At 71.7% G+C, this 14,472-nt stretch carries 14 protein-coding genes; 1 reads left to right on the top strand and 13 read right to left on the bottom strand.

Features of this window, described 5'->3' with window-relative positions; genetic code table 11:
* Window positions 1–15: 15 nt before the first annotated feature.
* The 9 genes from ACWZEH_RS10120 to ACWZEH_RS10080 form a co-directional block, all read right to left on the bottom strand.
* Window positions 16–1,317, bottom strand: a complete 1,302-nt coding sequence (locus tag ACWZEH_RS10120; protein WP_456197602.1) for a pyridoxal phosphate-dependent aminotransferase — start codon at window positions 1,315–1,317, stop codon at window positions 16–18.
* A 53-nt stretch (window positions 1,318–1,370) separates the two neighbouring features.
* Window positions 1,371–3,164, bottom strand: a complete 1,794-nt coding sequence (locus ACWZEH_RS10115; protein WP_456197600.1) for an AMP-binding protein — start codon at window positions 3,162–3,164, stop codon at window positions 1,371–1,373.
* Window positions 3,164–4,279, bottom strand: a complete 1,116-nt coding sequence (locus ACWZEH_RS10110; RefSeq protein ID WP_456197599.1) for a Glu/Leu/Phe/Val dehydrogenase dimerization domain-containing protein — start codon at window positions 4,277–4,279, stop codon at window positions 3,164–3,166. The genes ACWZEH_RS10115 and ACWZEH_RS10110 overlap by 1 nt, the downstream gene beginning before the upstream one ends.
* Window positions 4,280–4,379: 100 nt before the next feature.
* Window positions 4,380–4,943, bottom strand: coding sequence for a type 1 glutamine amidotransferase (locus ACWZEH_RS10105; RefSeq protein ID WP_456197597.1), 564 nt, complete (start codon window positions 4,941–4,943; stop codon window positions 4,380–4,382).
* Window positions 4,940–5,764, bottom strand: coding sequence for an amino acid kinase family protein (locus ACWZEH_RS10100; RefSeq protein WP_456197595.1), 825 nt, complete (start codon window positions 5,762–5,764; stop codon window positions 4,940–4,942). Before ACWZEH_RS10100 ends, ACWZEH_RS10105 begins: the two co-directional genes overlap by 4 nt.
* Window positions 5,761–6,816: an N-acetyl-gamma-glutamyl-phosphate reductase gene (gene argC / locus ACWZEH_RS10095; RefSeq protein ID WP_456197593.1), complete on the bottom strand. Its 1,056-nt coding sequence runs from the start codon at window positions 6,814–6,816 to the stop codon at window positions 5,761–5,763. The genes ACWZEH_RS10100 and argC overlap by 4 nt, the downstream gene beginning before the upstream one ends.
* Complete coding sequence (locus ACWZEH_RS10090; RefSeq protein WP_456197591.1) at window positions 6,813–7,667, bottom strand: ATP-grasp domain-containing protein; 855 nt, start codon at window positions 7,665–7,667, stop codon at window positions 6,813–6,815. Before ACWZEH_RS10090 ends, argC begins: the two co-directional genes overlap by 4 nt.
* A gap of 1 nt (window position 7,668) precedes the next feature.
* Complete coding sequence (locus tag ACWZEH_RS10085) at window positions 7,669–7,854, bottom strand: lysine biosynthesis protein LysW (protein WP_073816536.1); 186 nt, start codon at window positions 7,852–7,854, stop codon at window positions 7,669–7,671.
* A gap of 44 nt (window positions 7,855–7,898) precedes the next feature.
* On the bottom strand, window positions 7,899–9,053 hold the full coding sequence (locus ACWZEH_RS10080) for an isopropylmalate synthase (RefSeq protein ID WP_456197589.1): 1,155 nt from the start codon (window positions 9,051–9,053) through the stop codon (window positions 7,899–7,901).
* A 272-nt stretch (window positions 9,054–9,325) separates the two neighbouring features.
* Between ACWZEH_RS10080 and ACWZEH_RS10075 the strand changes: the two genes are divergently transcribed.
* A complete protein-coding gene (locus ACWZEH_RS10075; protein WP_456197587.1) occupies window positions 9,326–10,102 on the top strand; it encodes a maleate cis-trans isomerase family protein in 777 nt (258 codons plus the stop codon).
* 61 nt (window positions 10,103–10,163) lie between these two features.
* On the opposite strand, the gene ACWZEH_RS10070 is transcribed toward ACWZEH_RS10075, so the two are convergent.
* From ACWZEH_RS10070 to ACWZEH_RS10055, 4 genes are all read right to left on the bottom strand, one after another.
* Window positions 10,164–10,853 (bottom strand): response regulator transcription factor, encoded by a 690-nt coding sequence (locus tag ACWZEH_RS10070; RefSeq protein ID WP_456197585.1) that lies wholly within the window; start codon window positions 10,851–10,853, stop codon window positions 10,164–10,166.
* A 29-nt stretch (window positions 10,854–10,882) separates the two neighbouring features.
* Window positions 10,883–12,097, bottom strand: coding sequence for an IS701 family transposase (locus ACWZEH_RS10065; RefSeq protein ID WP_456197583.1), 1,215 nt, complete (start codon window positions 12,095–12,097; stop codon window positions 10,883–10,885).
* 395 nt (window positions 12,098–12,492) lie between these two features.
* Window positions 12,493–13,755 (bottom strand): MFS transporter, encoded by a 1,263-nt coding sequence (locus ACWZEH_RS10060; RefSeq protein WP_456197581.1) that lies wholly within the window; start codon window positions 13,753–13,755, stop codon window positions 12,493–12,495.
* A 112-nt stretch (window positions 13,756–13,867) separates the two neighbouring features.
* On the bottom strand, window positions 13,868–14,467 hold the full coding sequence (locus ACWZEH_RS10055; RefSeq protein ID WP_456197579.1) for an SDR family NAD(P)-dependent oxidoreductase: 600 nt from the start codon (window positions 14,465–14,467) through the stop codon (window positions 13,868–13,870).
* Window positions 14,468–14,472: the final 5 nt, after the last annotated feature.

The raw sequence follows: 14,472 nt of genomic DNA, 5'->3' as shown, positions 1-14,472 counted from the left end.
GTGAGTTGGGGTGAATCAGGAGTGAGGGGCGAGGGTGGTGGGCACGTCCGCGCCCGTGAGGTCGGCCAGGATCTCGCCGACCCGGTCGACCGCCTCCCGTATCCACGGCAGGGTGAGCGGGTCCGCCGCCTCCAGCGCGGCCGTGCGCCGTTCGTCGGTGTCGCCGTAGAAGTGGCTGGTGGCCGCCCGGATCCGCAGAGGGCGGCCGGACTCCCCGAACGCGCTCGCGGGCAGTACGCCGACCCCGTAACGCTCCGAGAGCAGCCCGGCCAGGGCGTCGCCGTCGTGCACGCCGTGCGTGACGGCCAGGTGCTCCCGCAGGGGTTCGAAGTCCGGGTAGAGGTAGCAGGTCGCGGCGACGGGGGCCAGCTCCGCGCCCACGGCGGTGAAGCGGGCGGCGACTGCGCGCACCACCTTCTCGTGCAGCCGCCGGCTCGCCGCGATGCGCTCGGTGACCTCCGGCGGCTCCCCGAACGCGTACGCGGCCGCCGTCTGCACCGGCGCGGGCGGGCTGGACCAGATCTGGCTGGCGACCGCGACGAGCCGGGTGTGCAAGGCGCGCCCCGGTTCGCTGTCGGGCAGCCGGGCCGCCCCTGTACGCCAGCCACCGAGCGCCAGGTTCTTGGTGAGGCCGGTGGTGACAACGGTCAGCTCGGGCGCCTGCAGGGCCGGGGAGACGGCCGGCTCGGAGGTGTCGTACACCAGGTCGCAGTAGATCTCGTCGGAGACGATGACGAGGTCCAGTTCACGGGCCGCCTCCGCCAGCCGCCGTACGGTGGCGGCCGAGGCGATCGTGCCGGTCGGGTTGTCCGGCACGGTCACGACCACGGCCCGGGGGTTCTGCCCGGCGGCCCGGGCATCGGCGACCGCGCCGCGCAGCCGGTCCGGGTCGGGCACCCCGCCCTGCCCCGGCGGGATCGGTACGGGGATGGGCCGGGCCCCGGCGAGACGGGCCTGGGCCGCGTAGCTGACCCAGCCCGGGACAGGCACGATCACGTCCCCGCCGATGGCGAGGAGCAGCGCGAAGAGCAACGACTTGCTGCCAGGACCCGCCACGACGAGCCCTGGGTCGATGGCCAGGCCGCGCCGCTCCCAGTACCCGGCGACGGCGGTGCGCAGGGCGGGGTTTCCGGCGACGGAGCCGTACGCGTTCTCGGCGGCCGCGGCGGCGAGCCGGTCCCTGAGCGCGGGGAGGACGGGCAGGCCGATCTCCCCGCTGGCCATCGACAGGACCCGTTCCCCGGCCCGACGCCGTCGGGCCAGGGCCTCGTCGGCGGCGAGGGTCGCCGACATGGAGACCGGCGTGGGTTCGGGCATGACAGCTCCAACGGTCGGGGTGAGGGTGGAGGTGAACAGGGGGCGGCTCCGGGTCAGGAGGCGGTGGTGCTCGTGGCGTACCGCTCGCGCAGCTCCGCCTTGCGGACCTTGCCGGTCAGCGTCTTCGGGAGGGCGGGGACGTGCTCCACCCGGTCCGGCAGGAAGCGGGTGTCGTGGCCCGCCTCCGTGACCCGGGCCCGGACCTCGTCGAGCGTCGGGCCCTGGCCGCCGCGCGGGACCACGACGGCGACGATCACGTTCCCGGGCCCCGAACCCTCCTGGGCGCCGCCCCCCGCCGGCTCCAGGCCGACCAGCGCGGCCTCGACCGCCTTCGGGTGGCTGCCGATCACCGCCTCCAGTTCCGTCATCGGAGCCACCTGCCCGTCCCGCAGGACCGCGTCCCGGGCCCGGCCGATGATGCGGATGCCGCCCCGGCCGTCGTCCCGGGCGAGGTCGCCGGTGTCGAACCAGCCGTCCTCGCTCAGCTCGGCCGCGAACGCCTCGGGACGCTTGTGGTATCCGAGCGCGAGCGACGCCCCGCGCACCTTGAGCCGCCCCACGGAGCCGGCCGTGCCGCAGGCCCCGGAGAGGGCCGGGGCCTCCGGGGTCCCGAACGCCCCGGACGTCTCGATGCGGGTCTCCATGGCGTCGATGGCGCTGCCGTTGCTCCGCGCCGCCCAGCCCTCGGGGTCCTCGGGCCGGGTGGTGGTCACGGGGCCGTTCTCGGACATGCCCCACAGCGAGTGGGCGCGGGCGCCGAGCGTCTCGTGGACCTCGTCGGCCAGCTCTTTCAGGACCGGGGCCGAGCCGATCACCACATGTCGCAGCGTGCTGGTGTCCCGCCGCTCGGCCCGCTGCGAGACGACCACATCGGCGAGGGTGGCGGGCGGCCCGTACAAGAGGGTGGCGCCGTACCGCTCCACCAGGTCCAGCAGCGCCTCGTTGCGGCGTACGTCCTGGAAAGCGACAGTGCCGCCCAGCATGACGCCCGCGAGGAGGCCCTGCGCGAACCCCGAGTAGTGGACGAGCGGCGTGGAGACCGCCGCCACCCAGTCGTCGCCCGCCCCGAATGCGTCGACGTACCCGCGTACGGCCGAGTGGACCGTGTTCTGGCTGTGCAGGACGCCCTTGGACGGACCGGTGGTGCCGGAGGTGAACAGCACCACGAACGGGTCGTCCGCACCGAGCGCCAGGCCGTCCAGACGGGCGATGGCGCCCTCCTGCTTCTCCCGCTCCTGGGCCACGAAGTGCTCGTGGAAGGGGAGCGCGCCCTCGGGCCGCGGCCCGTCGACCACCACCACATGCTCAAGGGTGCGGAGTCCGTCCTTGAGGCGGGTGACGATCTCCGCCAGTGGCGTGCCCGACCACTCGGGGAGGGTGACGCACACCCGGGCCCCGGTGAGGCCGAGGCGGTGGCGCAGCTCCTCCTCCGTGCAGATGGGCGAGATCGGGACGATGACGGCGCCGACCCGGATGGAAGCGAAGATCAGCGGCACCATCTCCCATCGGTTGGGCAGTTGTACGGCGACGAAGTCGCCCCGCCGTACACCCAGTTCGAGCAGGGCCAGCGCGAACCGGTCGGTCAGACGGTCCAGTTCGGCGTAGTCGAGCGTGTCGGTACGGGACTCCGCGACGCGCCGGCCCGCGATGGCCGGCCGGCGTGGACGCAGGCGGGCCTGGCGGTGCAGGTCGTCGAGGAAGGTCTCCTTCCGCCACCAGCCCCGGCGGCGGTACTCGGCAGCGCGCTCCTCGGGCGTTTCGCCCCCGGTCGCCCGTTGTCCGGGAACAGCGGCCGGGACGGGCCGTTCCGTGGCCGGCACCGCCGCCTCCGTGGCCGCCGTACCCATCAGCGGTCCTTCCGGCGGGCCGCGAGCAGCTCGGGCAGCGGGTTTCCCGCCCGGGCGGCCGCGATCTCCAGCAGGTCCCGGGTGTTCTGCCGTACCCGGTCGCCCACCCAGTCGAAGACCCATGCCTTGCGCGCCTCGGCCGGCAGGTCGAACGGGACCACCCGGGTGACGGCCAGGGCCGCCGAGGCCGCGCCGCCGATATTGGCGATCACGCCGGGCACCAGGGCGGCCCCGGAGGCGGCGACCTTCTCCTTCGCCGCCGCGCTGGAGGCGAGGTTGGCACCCTCCACCACCAGACCGGCCCGCAGGCGGTGGGTGTTCTCGGCGGTGAGCGCGTACTTCTGCGCCGCCAGGACCAGGATGTCCGCGTCGACATCGAGCCAGGCGTCCGGCTCGCCGGAGAGCTTGACGTCCTGCGGCAGGCGGGTGCGGTCGATCCGCCCGAACTCGTCGGTGACAGCGACCAGTTCTTTCACCGGCAGCCGGTCCGCGCTGATCGTGCCCCGGACGTCGGCTATGCCCACGATGATGTGCCCGCGGTCCTCCAGGAAGCGGGCCACCGCCCGGCCCACCGCGCCGAAGCCCTGCACCACGACCCGGGCGGGCCCGGTACGGCCGGTCGCCTCCAGGGCGGTGATCGCGGCGACCCCGACGCCGTGACCGGTGGCGTCGATCAGGGGCTCGTAGTACGTACGCCAGTCGATCGGCATGTCCGGGGCGCCGGGCCGGTAGCGGGGGTCGTAGTTCGCCTCGGCGAAGAAGACGGCCCGGTCGGCGGGGGTGACGCCCATGTCGATGCCGAGGTGGATGCCGCCGTGCAGCAGCGGCTTCACCGTGCGGCCGAAGGTGCGGAAGGTCTCCTCGCGGTGGGAGCCGTCGGAGACGATCCCGGCCTTGGCGCCGCCGATGCGCAGTCCCGCCAGGGTGAACTTCTCGGTCATGTCCCGGGCCAGGCCCGCGACTTCCTCCTCGGTCACCCCGGTGGTCATCCGGGTGCCGCCCATCGCCAGGCCGTCGACGAGCGTGTCGACCACCACCCAGCCCTTGATGGCGCCGCCGCTGCCGTTGAGGTGGACGGTGAGGGCGGGGTCCTGCGGGTCTTCCAGAGCACTCATGGCGAAATCCTTGTCGTTTGTGAGTAACGGGAGTCAGGTGTGGGGAGAGCGGAGATGAGAGGAGTCGGGCCGGCTCCGGGTCAGGCTCGACGGGCACGGGTCACTGGTAGAGCCGGGCGAAGCCGCGCAGGATCTCCAGGCCGTCCTTGCGGAACTCCAGGTGGGCCTGGGCGCCGAAGATCCGGCCGTCGTCGGAGCGCAGGAACTCCACGGGCGCGTGCTCGGAACGACCGATCGAGCGGTAGCCGGCCGGGGCCTCCTGGAGGTAGAGGGTGTGCCGGTGGAAGACGGTGACCGTCGGCTTCACGTAGGTGAAGAGCGGTTCCTCCGTATCGACCTGCACCTCGTAGCCGCCGACCCGCTGCGGCCCCTCCGCGAGGCGTCCGCCGGCCGCGACGGCGAGGATCTGCATGCCGCCGCAGATGCCGAAGACCGGCACGTCCGTGTTGGTGACGAGGTCGATCAGGGGCTTGTAGTACTCGCTGTCGTACGCGCGCACCTTGGTGCCGCTCAGCACGATCGCCTGGTAGCGGCCGTTCACCCGGGCGGGTACGGACAAGGCGTCGACCGCCTCGGTCTGCGACCCCAACTCCTCAAATCGGGAACGGAGTTGTTTGAGGGAGAGCGTTCCGTTGTTGACGACCAGCACACGGGACCGCGTCATGCGCCCGCTCCTGACGTGTGGGTCCGGGCATCGGTGACGACCGTGCCGGTGGAGCCGTCCAGCAGCTCTGTGACGGCGGCGCTGCCGATGACGACCCGCTCGACGCCGCGCTCCAGGGCCTCGCCCGCGGCCCGCAGCTTCTTGCGCATGCCGCCCTTGGCGCCCTTGTCGCGGAAGGCGGCCGCGTCCCGGGCGCTGATCCGGCGTACCGGTTCCCCGCCGATCAGCAGGTGGCTGACGTCGGTGACCAGGACCAGGTCGGTGGCGCCGGTGGCTCCGGCGATCGCGGCGGCAGCCCGGTCGGCGTCGGTGTTGACCTCCTGGCCCGCCGCGTTCCGGGCGAGCGGGGTGACGAGGCAGGCGTGTCCGGGCCGGAGGTTCTTCAGCGGGGCCGGGTCGACGCCGGCGACCGGGCCGACGAGGTTCTCCAGCTCGACGAGCTGCTTCTCCTGCCACCACCAGCGCTCGCCCTCGCCCGCACTCACCAGTCCTTCGCTGCCGAGCAGCCGCTCGGCGGTGATGCCCCGGCTCTCCAGCCGCCCGAGAACGTCCTCGGCCAGCTCGGCGCTGACGGTCTTGATGTCGTCGATGACCTCCGGCGTGGTCCACCGGCTCTGGTTGCCGTACCGGTCGTGCAGGATCGCCGACGGTTCGCTGTAGCGGGGGCTGAGCTTCTTGAGCGGCTTGGACCAGCCGTGCACGAGGACCAGCGGACGGCCCCGGCCGTGGCGGGCCAGGTCGTCCCACCAGCCACCGTCGAGATCGTCCAGGCAGCTGCCGCCGAGCTTGACCACCGTGGGGACGGAACGCTGTGCGCTCATGCCGGCATCACCGGCTGCTGGGTCAGCCCCGTCTCCTCCGGCAGGCCGAACCGCAGGTTCGTCACCTGCACGGCCTGGCCCGCGGCTCCCTTGACGAGGTTGTCGAGCGCGGCGAGCACGACGATCCGGCCGCCCTCCTCGTCGTGCAGGATCGTCACATCGGCGAAGTTGGAGCCGAGGACGACCTGCGGGTCGGGCACCGGGATCAGCGTCTCGTCGGGCCGGCGCACCCGGACGAACGGGCACCCCTTGTAGAAGCGCAGGTAGGCCCGGTTCAGCTCGCGCTGGTCCACCTGCTCGTCGGTGAAGACGTACGAACTGGTCAGCAGCCCCCGTACGTTGGGGACGCCGTACGCCGACATGGTCAGGTTGCCGACCGCGCCGGGCTTGCTCCGCTCCAGGAAGTCACCGACCTCCGCGGCGTGCCGGTGCCCGGTCGGGGAGTACGGGGCGATGGCCCCGGCCCGGAACGGGTGCAGGTCGGAGGTGCGCAGCTGGATGCCGCCGCCGCTGGACCCGCTCTTGCCGTCCACCACCACCGTCTTCAGGTCGAGCCCGAGGCCGAGGGTGAGCGGGGCCAGCCCCAGGGTGATCGCGGTGGCGTAGCAGCCGGGCAGCGAGATCAGCGCGGCGCCCTTCAACCGGTCGCCGATCAGCTCCGGTACGCCGTACACGAAGCGGTCCGCCAGATCGGTGCGCCGCTTGACCTTCGGGTACCAGCGGTCGTGCAGTTCCGGCGTACGGATGCGGAAGGCGCCGCTGAGATCGACGATGGCCGGGACGCGGTCCGCGAGCAGCGAGGCCAGCTCGGCCGAGACCGGCGCCGGGGTGGCCAGGAAAAGGACGTCGACCTTCTCCGCGACCTCCTCGGTGACGGGCTGCACGGTCAGGCCCTGGTGGATGCGGAGGCCCGGGTGGAGCTCGGAGGGCCGGCGGCCGATGTTGGAGGAACCGCCGAGGAAGGCCAGCTCCAGGTCGGGGTGCTGGGTGATGAGTCGGATGAGTTCGCCGCCGGCGAGCCCGGAGGCGCCGACGACTCCTGCACGGATCATGCGAGTAGCTCCTGCACATAACGGCCGATGGCCGAGGGGATGTCCACTCCGGTGGCGGAGGCCACGGCCCGGAAGCCGGGTGCGTGGTTGACCTCGTTGACGACGTAGCCGTCCGGGGTGCTGAAGAGGTCGACCCCGTAGATTCCGGGTCCGAGCACGTCCACCACGCCGTCGATGATCTTGAGCACGTCGGGGTCGTGGGCGACCGCGCGGTTCTTGTTGCCCAGGGCCGCGTTGTTGCGCCAGTCGCTGCCGCCGCTCTCGAACTCCGCCGCGCCGATCAGCTCGCGCCCGACGACGAGGCAGCGCACCGAGCGGCCGCCGAGGTACGGCTCCACCACGCCGGCCTGCTCGAAGGCGTGGGCCAGGTCCTCGATGTAGTCGTACACGGAGTGGGCGGTGTCGGCGTGCCGGATCAGCGTGACCCGCTTGCCCATGCCGCCGAAGACGGGCTTGAGGACGAGGGGCAGCGGCAGGTCGGCGAGGGCCTTGTCGAAGTCCTTGCGGGAGAGCACGAGCCGGTGGTCCGGCACCGGCACGCCCGCGGTCTGCAGCAGGGCGCGCAGGGCGGCCTTGTTCTCGCAGGCGTGGATGGCCCGGGCGGTGTTCAGCGTGGGGACGCCGGCCGCCTCGGCGAGGGTGGCGATCAGCCCGCCGCGGGTGTAGCTGCGACTGCGGATCAACAGGGTGTCGTACCCCCTGATGGCCGGGGCGTCCGGGTGACCGAGGGAGAGGGACTCGTCGTTGACCCAGCCGAGACGGAGGCCGAACGCCGGGGCCGCCTCGATCAGCAGGCGTTCCTCCCAGGCGATTCGGTCCGCGACGACCGCGACGGGGCGGGGAGCGCCCATGTCACTGGCCCCAGTCGCGCAGCTGCACCTCGACCATCTCCAGCGTCAGCCGGCCGTCCTCGACGGCCTCGACGCGGAGGGTCAGGATGCACTCGGGGCAGGAGAGGGTCTCGCCCTGGGTGACCGGGGGCACGGTCAGGTCGGTCTCGCACTCGGGGCATACGCCGGTCAGGGTGGCGGTGGACATGGGGCGACTCCGTCGGTGAGGGAGGGATGTGGGAAAGCGGTGGTTCAGGCGGGGACGGGGCGGAAGTCGATGGCGGCCTTGCGGATCGTGTCCCGGTCCAGCAGCGGGCGGCCGTCCCGCTCCTGCCGCTCGGCCAGCCAGGGGGTGAAGGCGTCGATGTCGATCTCCAGGCCCGAGTCGGCCAGGGCCCAGCGGACCAGCGCGGTGGTGAGGCGGCTGCGGACCCGCAACTCGCGTCTGTTGCCGACAAGTTCGGCGGGCAACGTCTCGTACGCCTCCGGGTGGGTCAGCTGGCCCGGCAGCTCGTACGCGAAGGCGTGCGGCGTGGTCGGCCCGGACTGGAAGGCGTCCCCGAGGCCGGCGCCCCTGAGGGCGATCCGGGACAGCTCGGTGAGGTGGGTCAGGTCGAAGCGGGTGTCGCCGTGGATGACGCGCAGCGAGGTGAGCAGCTCGGCCAGCGGGGCGTTGCCGCCGCGCTCACCGATGCCGCCGACGGTCGCGGAGATCCACTGGGCGCCCGCACGCACGGCGGCCAGGGAGTTGGCGACGGCCATGCCCAGCATGTTGTGCGAGTGGATCTCGATCTCGGAGCCGTCGATCGCGGTGATGTCCCCGATCACCTCCTCCATCTGCCAGGGGGACAGACAGGCGACGGTCTCCGCGAGCCGGAACCGGTCCGCCCCCGCCGCGAAACCCGCCTCGACATAGGGGACGAGCCGTTCCTTGGGCGTACGGGCGCCGTCCTCACCGCTGAACGTGACGTGGAAGCCGCGCTCCTTGGCCTGCGTAATCGCCGAACGCGCCAATACCTGGAGGAACTTGGGGCTGGCCGAGTCGATCTTCAGCTGCGCGTGCTGCTCGGAGGTGGGGATGGAGTACATGATGTGGCGCACACCCAGGCGCTCGGCCTCGTCCAGGGCGCGGGAGACCTGGCGGCGGTCGCGTACGACGAGGAGCGTCATGCTGCGCTCGGGGCCGATGGCCTCGTGGGTGGCGAGGACGAGGTCGGCGTCCTTGGAGTCCGGGCCGGAGACCATGCCCACCTCGACGAGTTCGACGCCCGTACGCACCAGCAGGTCCGCGATGGCGGCGGCGTCCTCGGGGCCGAACTCGACGCCTGCCATGTGCGCGGAGTCCCGCAGCGTCGCGTCGGATATGCGGGGCGGTCTCCCCGGTTCCTCGGTGCTTGGCACTGCCATTTCCTTCACTCCTTATTTCCGGAAGGGCCGTCCTGGAATGGGTTGAATTCCCGAAAGGGGCTGTGAATCGAAATCCTGGGGTGCGCAGGCGCTGATCGCTGATCCATATCCTTCGCCGCCCGGCGGGGAAGGGCAACATCCGCCGCGTCAGAGCTGTGTGGTGGAGTGTCAAGGAATGTCAAGAAGGAAAGGGAGTGCAAGGATGGTGTGCGGGGTTGCCAAATGGCTTACGGAGAGACCCGGTCGATGTGACGCGCGTCTACTGTGCGGACATGGATCTCTTCTCGCTGCCCCGGCTAGGGGTCGTCGTGCCGCCGGAAAACCCCACGGCGGAACCCGAGTTCAACCGTCTGCTCGGTGCCGGAATGAATGTGTACACCTCCCGTTTCCCCGTGACTCCGGGGGTCGGACTCAGGGCCATGCTGGAGACGTACAACGACGTGCTTCCCGATCTGCTCGGCAGCTTCGGCGCGCTGCGCCTGGACGCCACCGTGGTGGCGTGCAGCGCCTCGCACTACCTGCTGGACCCGGAGGGCGACCGGGCCTTCTGCGACGAGTTGTCCGAGCGCGCCGGCTCTCCCGTGCAGTCCTCCACGCAGGCGATACTCGCGGCCTGCGAGGCGCTCGGGGTGACCCGTCTGACGCTCGTCTCCCCGTACCAACCGTGGCTCACCGACACCTCGCGCGCCTTCTGGGAGCGGGCCGGGCTCACGGTCGACGGGGTGGTACTCGTACCGGCGGACCCGGGCACGGCGGAGCCGGGGGCCACGAGCCCGGGTGAGGACGCGCACTACGACCCGTACGAGGTGACGACCGGGGCGATCCTGCGGCGCGTACGGGAGCGGGAACTGCCCGCCGGCACGGCCCTGCTCTTCACGGGTACGGGCATGAGCACGCTCGCCGCCCTCGCCGAGCTGGCCCGGAGCGAGCCGCGGCGCACACTGCTGACCTCGAATCTGGCGTCGGCCTGGTGGGCGCGACGGGCGGTGGGGGAGACCGGAGAGGCGCACCACCCGTTGCTGCGGCGGCTGGAGGGGGCGGCGGTGTGACGGCGAGGGCCCCGGGGAGCGTGGTCGTACGCTCCCCGGGGCCCTCGCGCCGCCCGTTTGCTCAGCCGGCGAACGTCTCCGGCATGCGCCAGGCATACCCCATGCGATAGCCGACACCCCGGACCGTGATGATCCAGCCGCTGGAGCCGAGTTTCGCCCGGAGGCTGCTCACATGGGTGTCGATGGTGCGGCTGGTGTGCCCCCAGTTGCTTCCCCAGACCCGGGACATCAGCTCTTTCCGTGTCACGACCGTTTCGGGGGTGGCGGCCAGGGTGTAGAGCAGCTCGAACTCCTTCGATGTGACGCCGACGAGCCGGTTGTGCAGCCGCACCTCCCGCAGACGCGGATCGATATGGAGATGGTGCAGGGAGATGGCGGCCGGGAGGGCCTGCCGGGGCTGGGCGCGGCGGAGTACCGCCTCGATACGGGCCCCGACCTCCCAAAATCCCCAGGTTTTCACCACGCAGTCGTCCGCGCCTGCTTTCAGGACAAGAACCCGCCCCAGTTCGTCCTCGGCGTCGGTGACGGCTATCAGTGCGGTGTCACCGCTGTTCCGCAGGGAACGGCACAATTCCAGTCCGTCGATATCGGGCAGTTTCAGGGAGAACAGCACCAGATCCGCGTCGCCGTGCGCCCGCAGGGCCTGCTCTCCGGTGGAGACACTGCGGGCGGTGAAACCCTGCCGCCGGAGATCGCTCACCATGGTTGATGCGGCGGCGGTGTTCTGCTCCACCACGAGTACCTGTCTCACGTGCCCCACCTTTTCTCCTCGGCCTCACGTCAGTTCAGGGCGCCGGTGAGCCGGGCCGGGGGTGTGAGCGGTGAGGTGGCCGGTGGTGGCGGGGTCGCGCCGGGGCTGCGGTAGAGGCACTCGTATGCGTAGGCGGCGGAGGCCATGGTCATGTGCCGGTGCCAGCCGGGATAGGAACGGCCCTCGAAGTCGAGTACCCCGAAACGCTTTTGCAGCGTGCTGACGGTCGAAAGGGCCGCCACACGGCTGCGCGCCAACCTGAGGATCTCCACCACGCGGCGGTCGGTGAGCGAGGTGATCCAGTACCGGGCCGGCTGCCGGCCGTCCGGGTCGGGCCGCTCCAGGACGCGATAGGGACGGGCCTCCCCGTCGTTGCCGAGGCTCGGTAGGCGTACCGTATTGGTGTACATGTGTATGGGGACGGTCCTGGTACGGGCCGCCGTCGTCTGCCGGAACGTGACGTATGTCTGGCGGGCGCACCGGTCCTCTCCCAGCGCACTCACCGTGCTTGCGGCAGGTGTGCGACGTCCGGTGAGCACCACCTGTTCCGGCGAGACCTCGCACACCACCTCGACGCGCTGGCGCGCGAGCCCCACGAGCACGCTGGCCGACTCGTCGCATCTCGTCAGGTCGAGTACCCAGGGGATTCTGCGGAGCGGAGGCTGAGCGGCGATCCCGCCCGCGTAGTCGATCACGTAGGAGCCGGCGGTCCGCCCGGCCTGGGACGGGGGGACACGCGCGCGACGCCTGCGTTCGGCGTCCAGGTTCCACGCCCTGTCGAGCACCAGGCTCCAGTCCACCGGTAAGCAGTGTGCATCCGTTACGAGTAACAGGCCCAGGGCACGCTGGCAGTTGACGGCGCGTCCGGTGTTCCGGTCGATCCGCCGGTGCACCCCCACGGAGTGCTCGCCACGCTTGGGAATGATGAGTTCGGTAACGGTCCAGGCGCGCGGGGTCGTGCTCGCGGCCGCGCGCAGGGCCAGCCGGTTACGCACCGGCTGCCAGTCCCACGGACTGGCGTTGATGAACTGGTGCAGTCCATGTGCGGCAGCCGACGGCAGGGGTTTGGCCAGCGCCAGCCTGCGCGGAGTCTTCTTGCCGGGTGCGTGGATCAGCCCCCACAGGTACGCCTGGGCCCACCGGCGCTGCTCCGCGCGTTGGAAGGCCTGGAAGATCTCGTCCATGAATTGTTGCATGCGCGTGCCATCGCCCGACACGACCGTGCGTACCTCACTTGACGACATGTAACGCTACGCCCCCTCGATATTCGTCTTTACTCGAACCCAAGCGGATACACGGCACATAAGTGCGAGTTGAAAATACCGTCTGGGGCGACGATTCCCTGACTTGATCGGCAATTTTGCAACTTTGCGGGCTGAGCTGGGGAAACGGGGCGCCACGGGGTGGGGGAGCGAGGCGCGTGCCGAGGGAGGTAGGGGTTCGACCAGGCAGTAAACCGTTACCGAACCCGACCGAGGAAGTGTCAACAGGATATGAACATGACGCGGATCCGGTCGAGATGGCTGAAGTTGGTCTACGACCGTCGCGTCGGGGCGCGGGCCCGGCGGGCACGATCGGGCGGGGAACGCCGCGCGGGCCCGATGCTCGGCATCGGGCCCGCGCGGAACTGTGGCTGCGGTCAGGCCGGGTCAGGTGCCGCGCCGTGGGCCGGGGCCACCGGCCGCTGGGCGGGGAAGCCCGCCTGCCGGGCGTACAGCACGACCGCGATCACCGGCAGCAGAAGCAGCAGAACCGTCCAGGGGAAGGACTCGCTGCCGACCACGTCGAGCAGGATGCCGCCGACGATGCCGCCGCCCGCCATCGCGACGTTCCAGAGCGTGACGAGCATCGCCTGCGCCGCGTCGGCGGACTCGCCGCCCGCGTCACCGACGGCGGTCTGCAGCAGGGTGGGCACGCCGCCCCAGCCCAGACCCCACAGCACCGCGGCGACGTAGACGAGGGCGGTGGTGTCGGAGAGGACGGCCAGGAGCAGCGAGGCGACGGCGACGAGCAGGGCGCCGCCGACGGTGAGGCCACGCAGCCGCCGGTTGATCTGCGCGCCGACGATCCAGATGCTCGCCAGCGAGGCGGCGCCGAAGACCAGGAGGATCAGGCCGGTGGAGCCGCCCAGTCCCAGGTCCTCGAGATACGTGGCGATGTACGCGTACAGGATGGTGTGGGCCAGCACGAAGACCAGCGTGACGAAGAGGACCGGGGACACACCCGGGATGCGCAGGGTACGCAGCATCTTCGGCCGCTCGCCGCGCCCCTGGCCGGCGAAGTCCGGTACGGCCGCGAAGATCCACACCAGGAGCACGAACGTGAGGGCGGTCATCGACAGGAACGCCACCCGCCAGCCGAGCCAGTCACCGAGGAAGGTACCGGCGGGCACGCCGAGGGAGAGCGCGACGGGGATACCGGCCATGGCGATGGCCATCGCCTTGCCCTGGAGGTGCACGGGGGCCATACGGCGGGCGTATCCGGCGAGCAGGGCCCAGGCGAGACCGGCGGCCACACCGGCGACGAAACGCGCCACCATCGTCAGCTCGTAGACGGACGACACGGCCGTCACGGTGTTGGCGAGGGCGAAGCCGCCCATGGCCGTGAGGAGCAGCCTCTTGCGCCGCCAGCCCGCGGTGGCCGCGGTGAGCGGGATCGCGGTCAGGGCGGTGCCGATCGCGTAGATCGTGACCGTCTGGCCGGTCGCGGACTCGCTGACCCGCAGGTCCTGGCTCATCGCGGGCAGCAGGCCGGCGGGGAGGGTCTCGGTGAGACTGGTGATGAAGACGGCGGTGGCGAGGGCGAGCAGGGCGAACAGCGGAAGCTTCTGCTGTTCGTCGCCTCCGCTCTTCGGGTCCGGGGCCGCAGCGGCGGCGGGCGCCGTGTCGGGTGCGGTGCTCATGGGGTGCGCTCCAGGTTTTCCGTAAGGGAGGTGCGGGATGTGGGACGGACGTCGGGGTCTCGCGAGGACGGTGGAGGCCGGGCGGCGAAGGCGGTGGTGCGGGGCGGCTGGTTCACGGGTGGCCGAGCCCGCCGTCGACGGGGAGCCTGGCCCCCGTGGTGAACGTCGCCTCCGTGGCCAGGAACAGCGCGGCCCGGGCCACCTCTTCGGCGGCGCCGAGGCGGCCGAGCGGCGGCAGGGGCACGGCACCGGAGCCCGGCGCCTCGATACAGCCCGGGGCCACCGCGTTGACGCGGATGCCCCGGGAGACGAGTTCGGCGGCGAGCGCGGTCACGGCGTCGGGGCACGGGGTGGGGGCGGTGAGCACGATCGCACCGCCGTCCTTGAGGTGCGGCAGCAGGGGCCGGGCGGTGGGGACGGCATCGGCGAAGAGGAGATCGACGCCGCCCCCGGCGGCGCTCCTTGCGGTGCTCCCGGGTCCGGTGCCGGTTCGTGCGGTGAGGGCCTGTGCGGTGAGAGCGGTCTCGACGGCGGACGGGGCGACGACGCGGGCGGCGGAGCCGAGTTCGGCGACCGCGTGGGCGCGCTCCTCGTCGGTGCGGGCGGTCAGCAGGACCGTCGCCCCGCCCTCCACGAGACGCTTGGCGATGGCCAGGCCGATGCCGGTGGCCCCACCGACGACCAGGGCCTCTCTGCGCGCGTACTTGGTCATGGTTG

It is taken from the genome of Streptomyces yamdrokensis (genome assembly GCF_053890455.1).
The sequence above is the reverse complement of the archived record's forward strand: the minus strand, read 5'-3'. Positions and strand labels throughout refer to the sequence as shown.

What these genes read in the sequence shown, in the direction of transcription:
- ACWZEH_RS10085 (WP_073816536.1), bottom strand. Translation starts at nt 7,854, where the DNA reads ATGTCCACCGCCACCCTGACCGGCGTATGCCCCGAGTGCGAGACCGAC.
- ACWZEH_RS10090 (WP_456197591.1), bottom strand. Translation starts at nt 7,667, where the DNA reads ATGGGCGCTCCCCGCCCCGTCGCGGTCGTCGCGGACCGAATCGCCTGG.
- ACWZEH_RS10115 (WP_456197600.1), bottom strand. Translation starts at nt 3,164, where the DNA reads ATGGGTACGGCGGCCACGGAGGCGGCGGTGCCGGCCACGGAACGGCCC.
- argC (WP_456197593.1), bottom strand. Translation starts at nt 6,816, where the DNA reads ATGATCCGTGCAGGAGTCGTCGGCGCCTCCGGGCTCGCCGGCGGCGAA.
- ACWZEH_RS10075 (WP_456197587.1), top strand. Translation starts at nt 9,326, where the DNA reads ATGGATCTCTTCTCGCTGCCCCGGCTAGGGGTCGTCGTGCCGCCGGAA.
- ACWZEH_RS10120 (WP_456197602.1), bottom strand. Translation starts at nt 1,317, where the DNA reads ATGCCCGAACCCACGCCGGTCTCCATGTCGGCGACCCTCGCCGCCGAC.
- ACWZEH_RS10060 (WP_456197581.1), bottom strand. Translation starts at nt 13,755, where the DNA reads ATGAGCACCGCACCCGACACGGCGCCCGCCGCCGCTGCGGCCCCGGAC.
- ACWZEH_RS10100 (WP_456197595.1), bottom strand. Translation starts at nt 5,764, where the DNA reads ATGAGCGCACAGCGTTCCGTCCCCACGGTGGTCAAGCTCGGCGGCAGC.
- ACWZEH_RS10110 (WP_456197599.1), bottom strand. Translation starts at nt 4,279, where the DNA reads ATGAGTGCTCTGGAAGACCCGCAGGACCCCGCCCTCACCGTCCACCTC.
- ACWZEH_RS10080 (WP_456197589.1), bottom strand. Translation starts at nt 9,053, where the DNA reads ATGGCAGTGCCAAGCACCGAGGAACCGGGGAGACCGCCCCGCATATCC.
- ACWZEH_RS10055 (WP_456197579.1), bottom strand. Translation starts at nt 14,467, where the DNA reads ATGACCAAGTACGCGCGCAGAGAGGCCCTGGTCGTCGGTGGGGCCACC.
- ACWZEH_RS10065 (WP_456197583.1), bottom strand. Translation starts at nt 12,097, where the DNA reads ATGTCGTCAAGTGAGGTACGCACGGTCGTGTCGGGCGATGGCACGCGC.
- ACWZEH_RS10105 (WP_456197597.1), bottom strand. Translation starts at nt 4,943, where the DNA reads ATGACGCGGTCCCGTGTGCTGGTCGTCAACAACGGAACGCTCTCCCTC.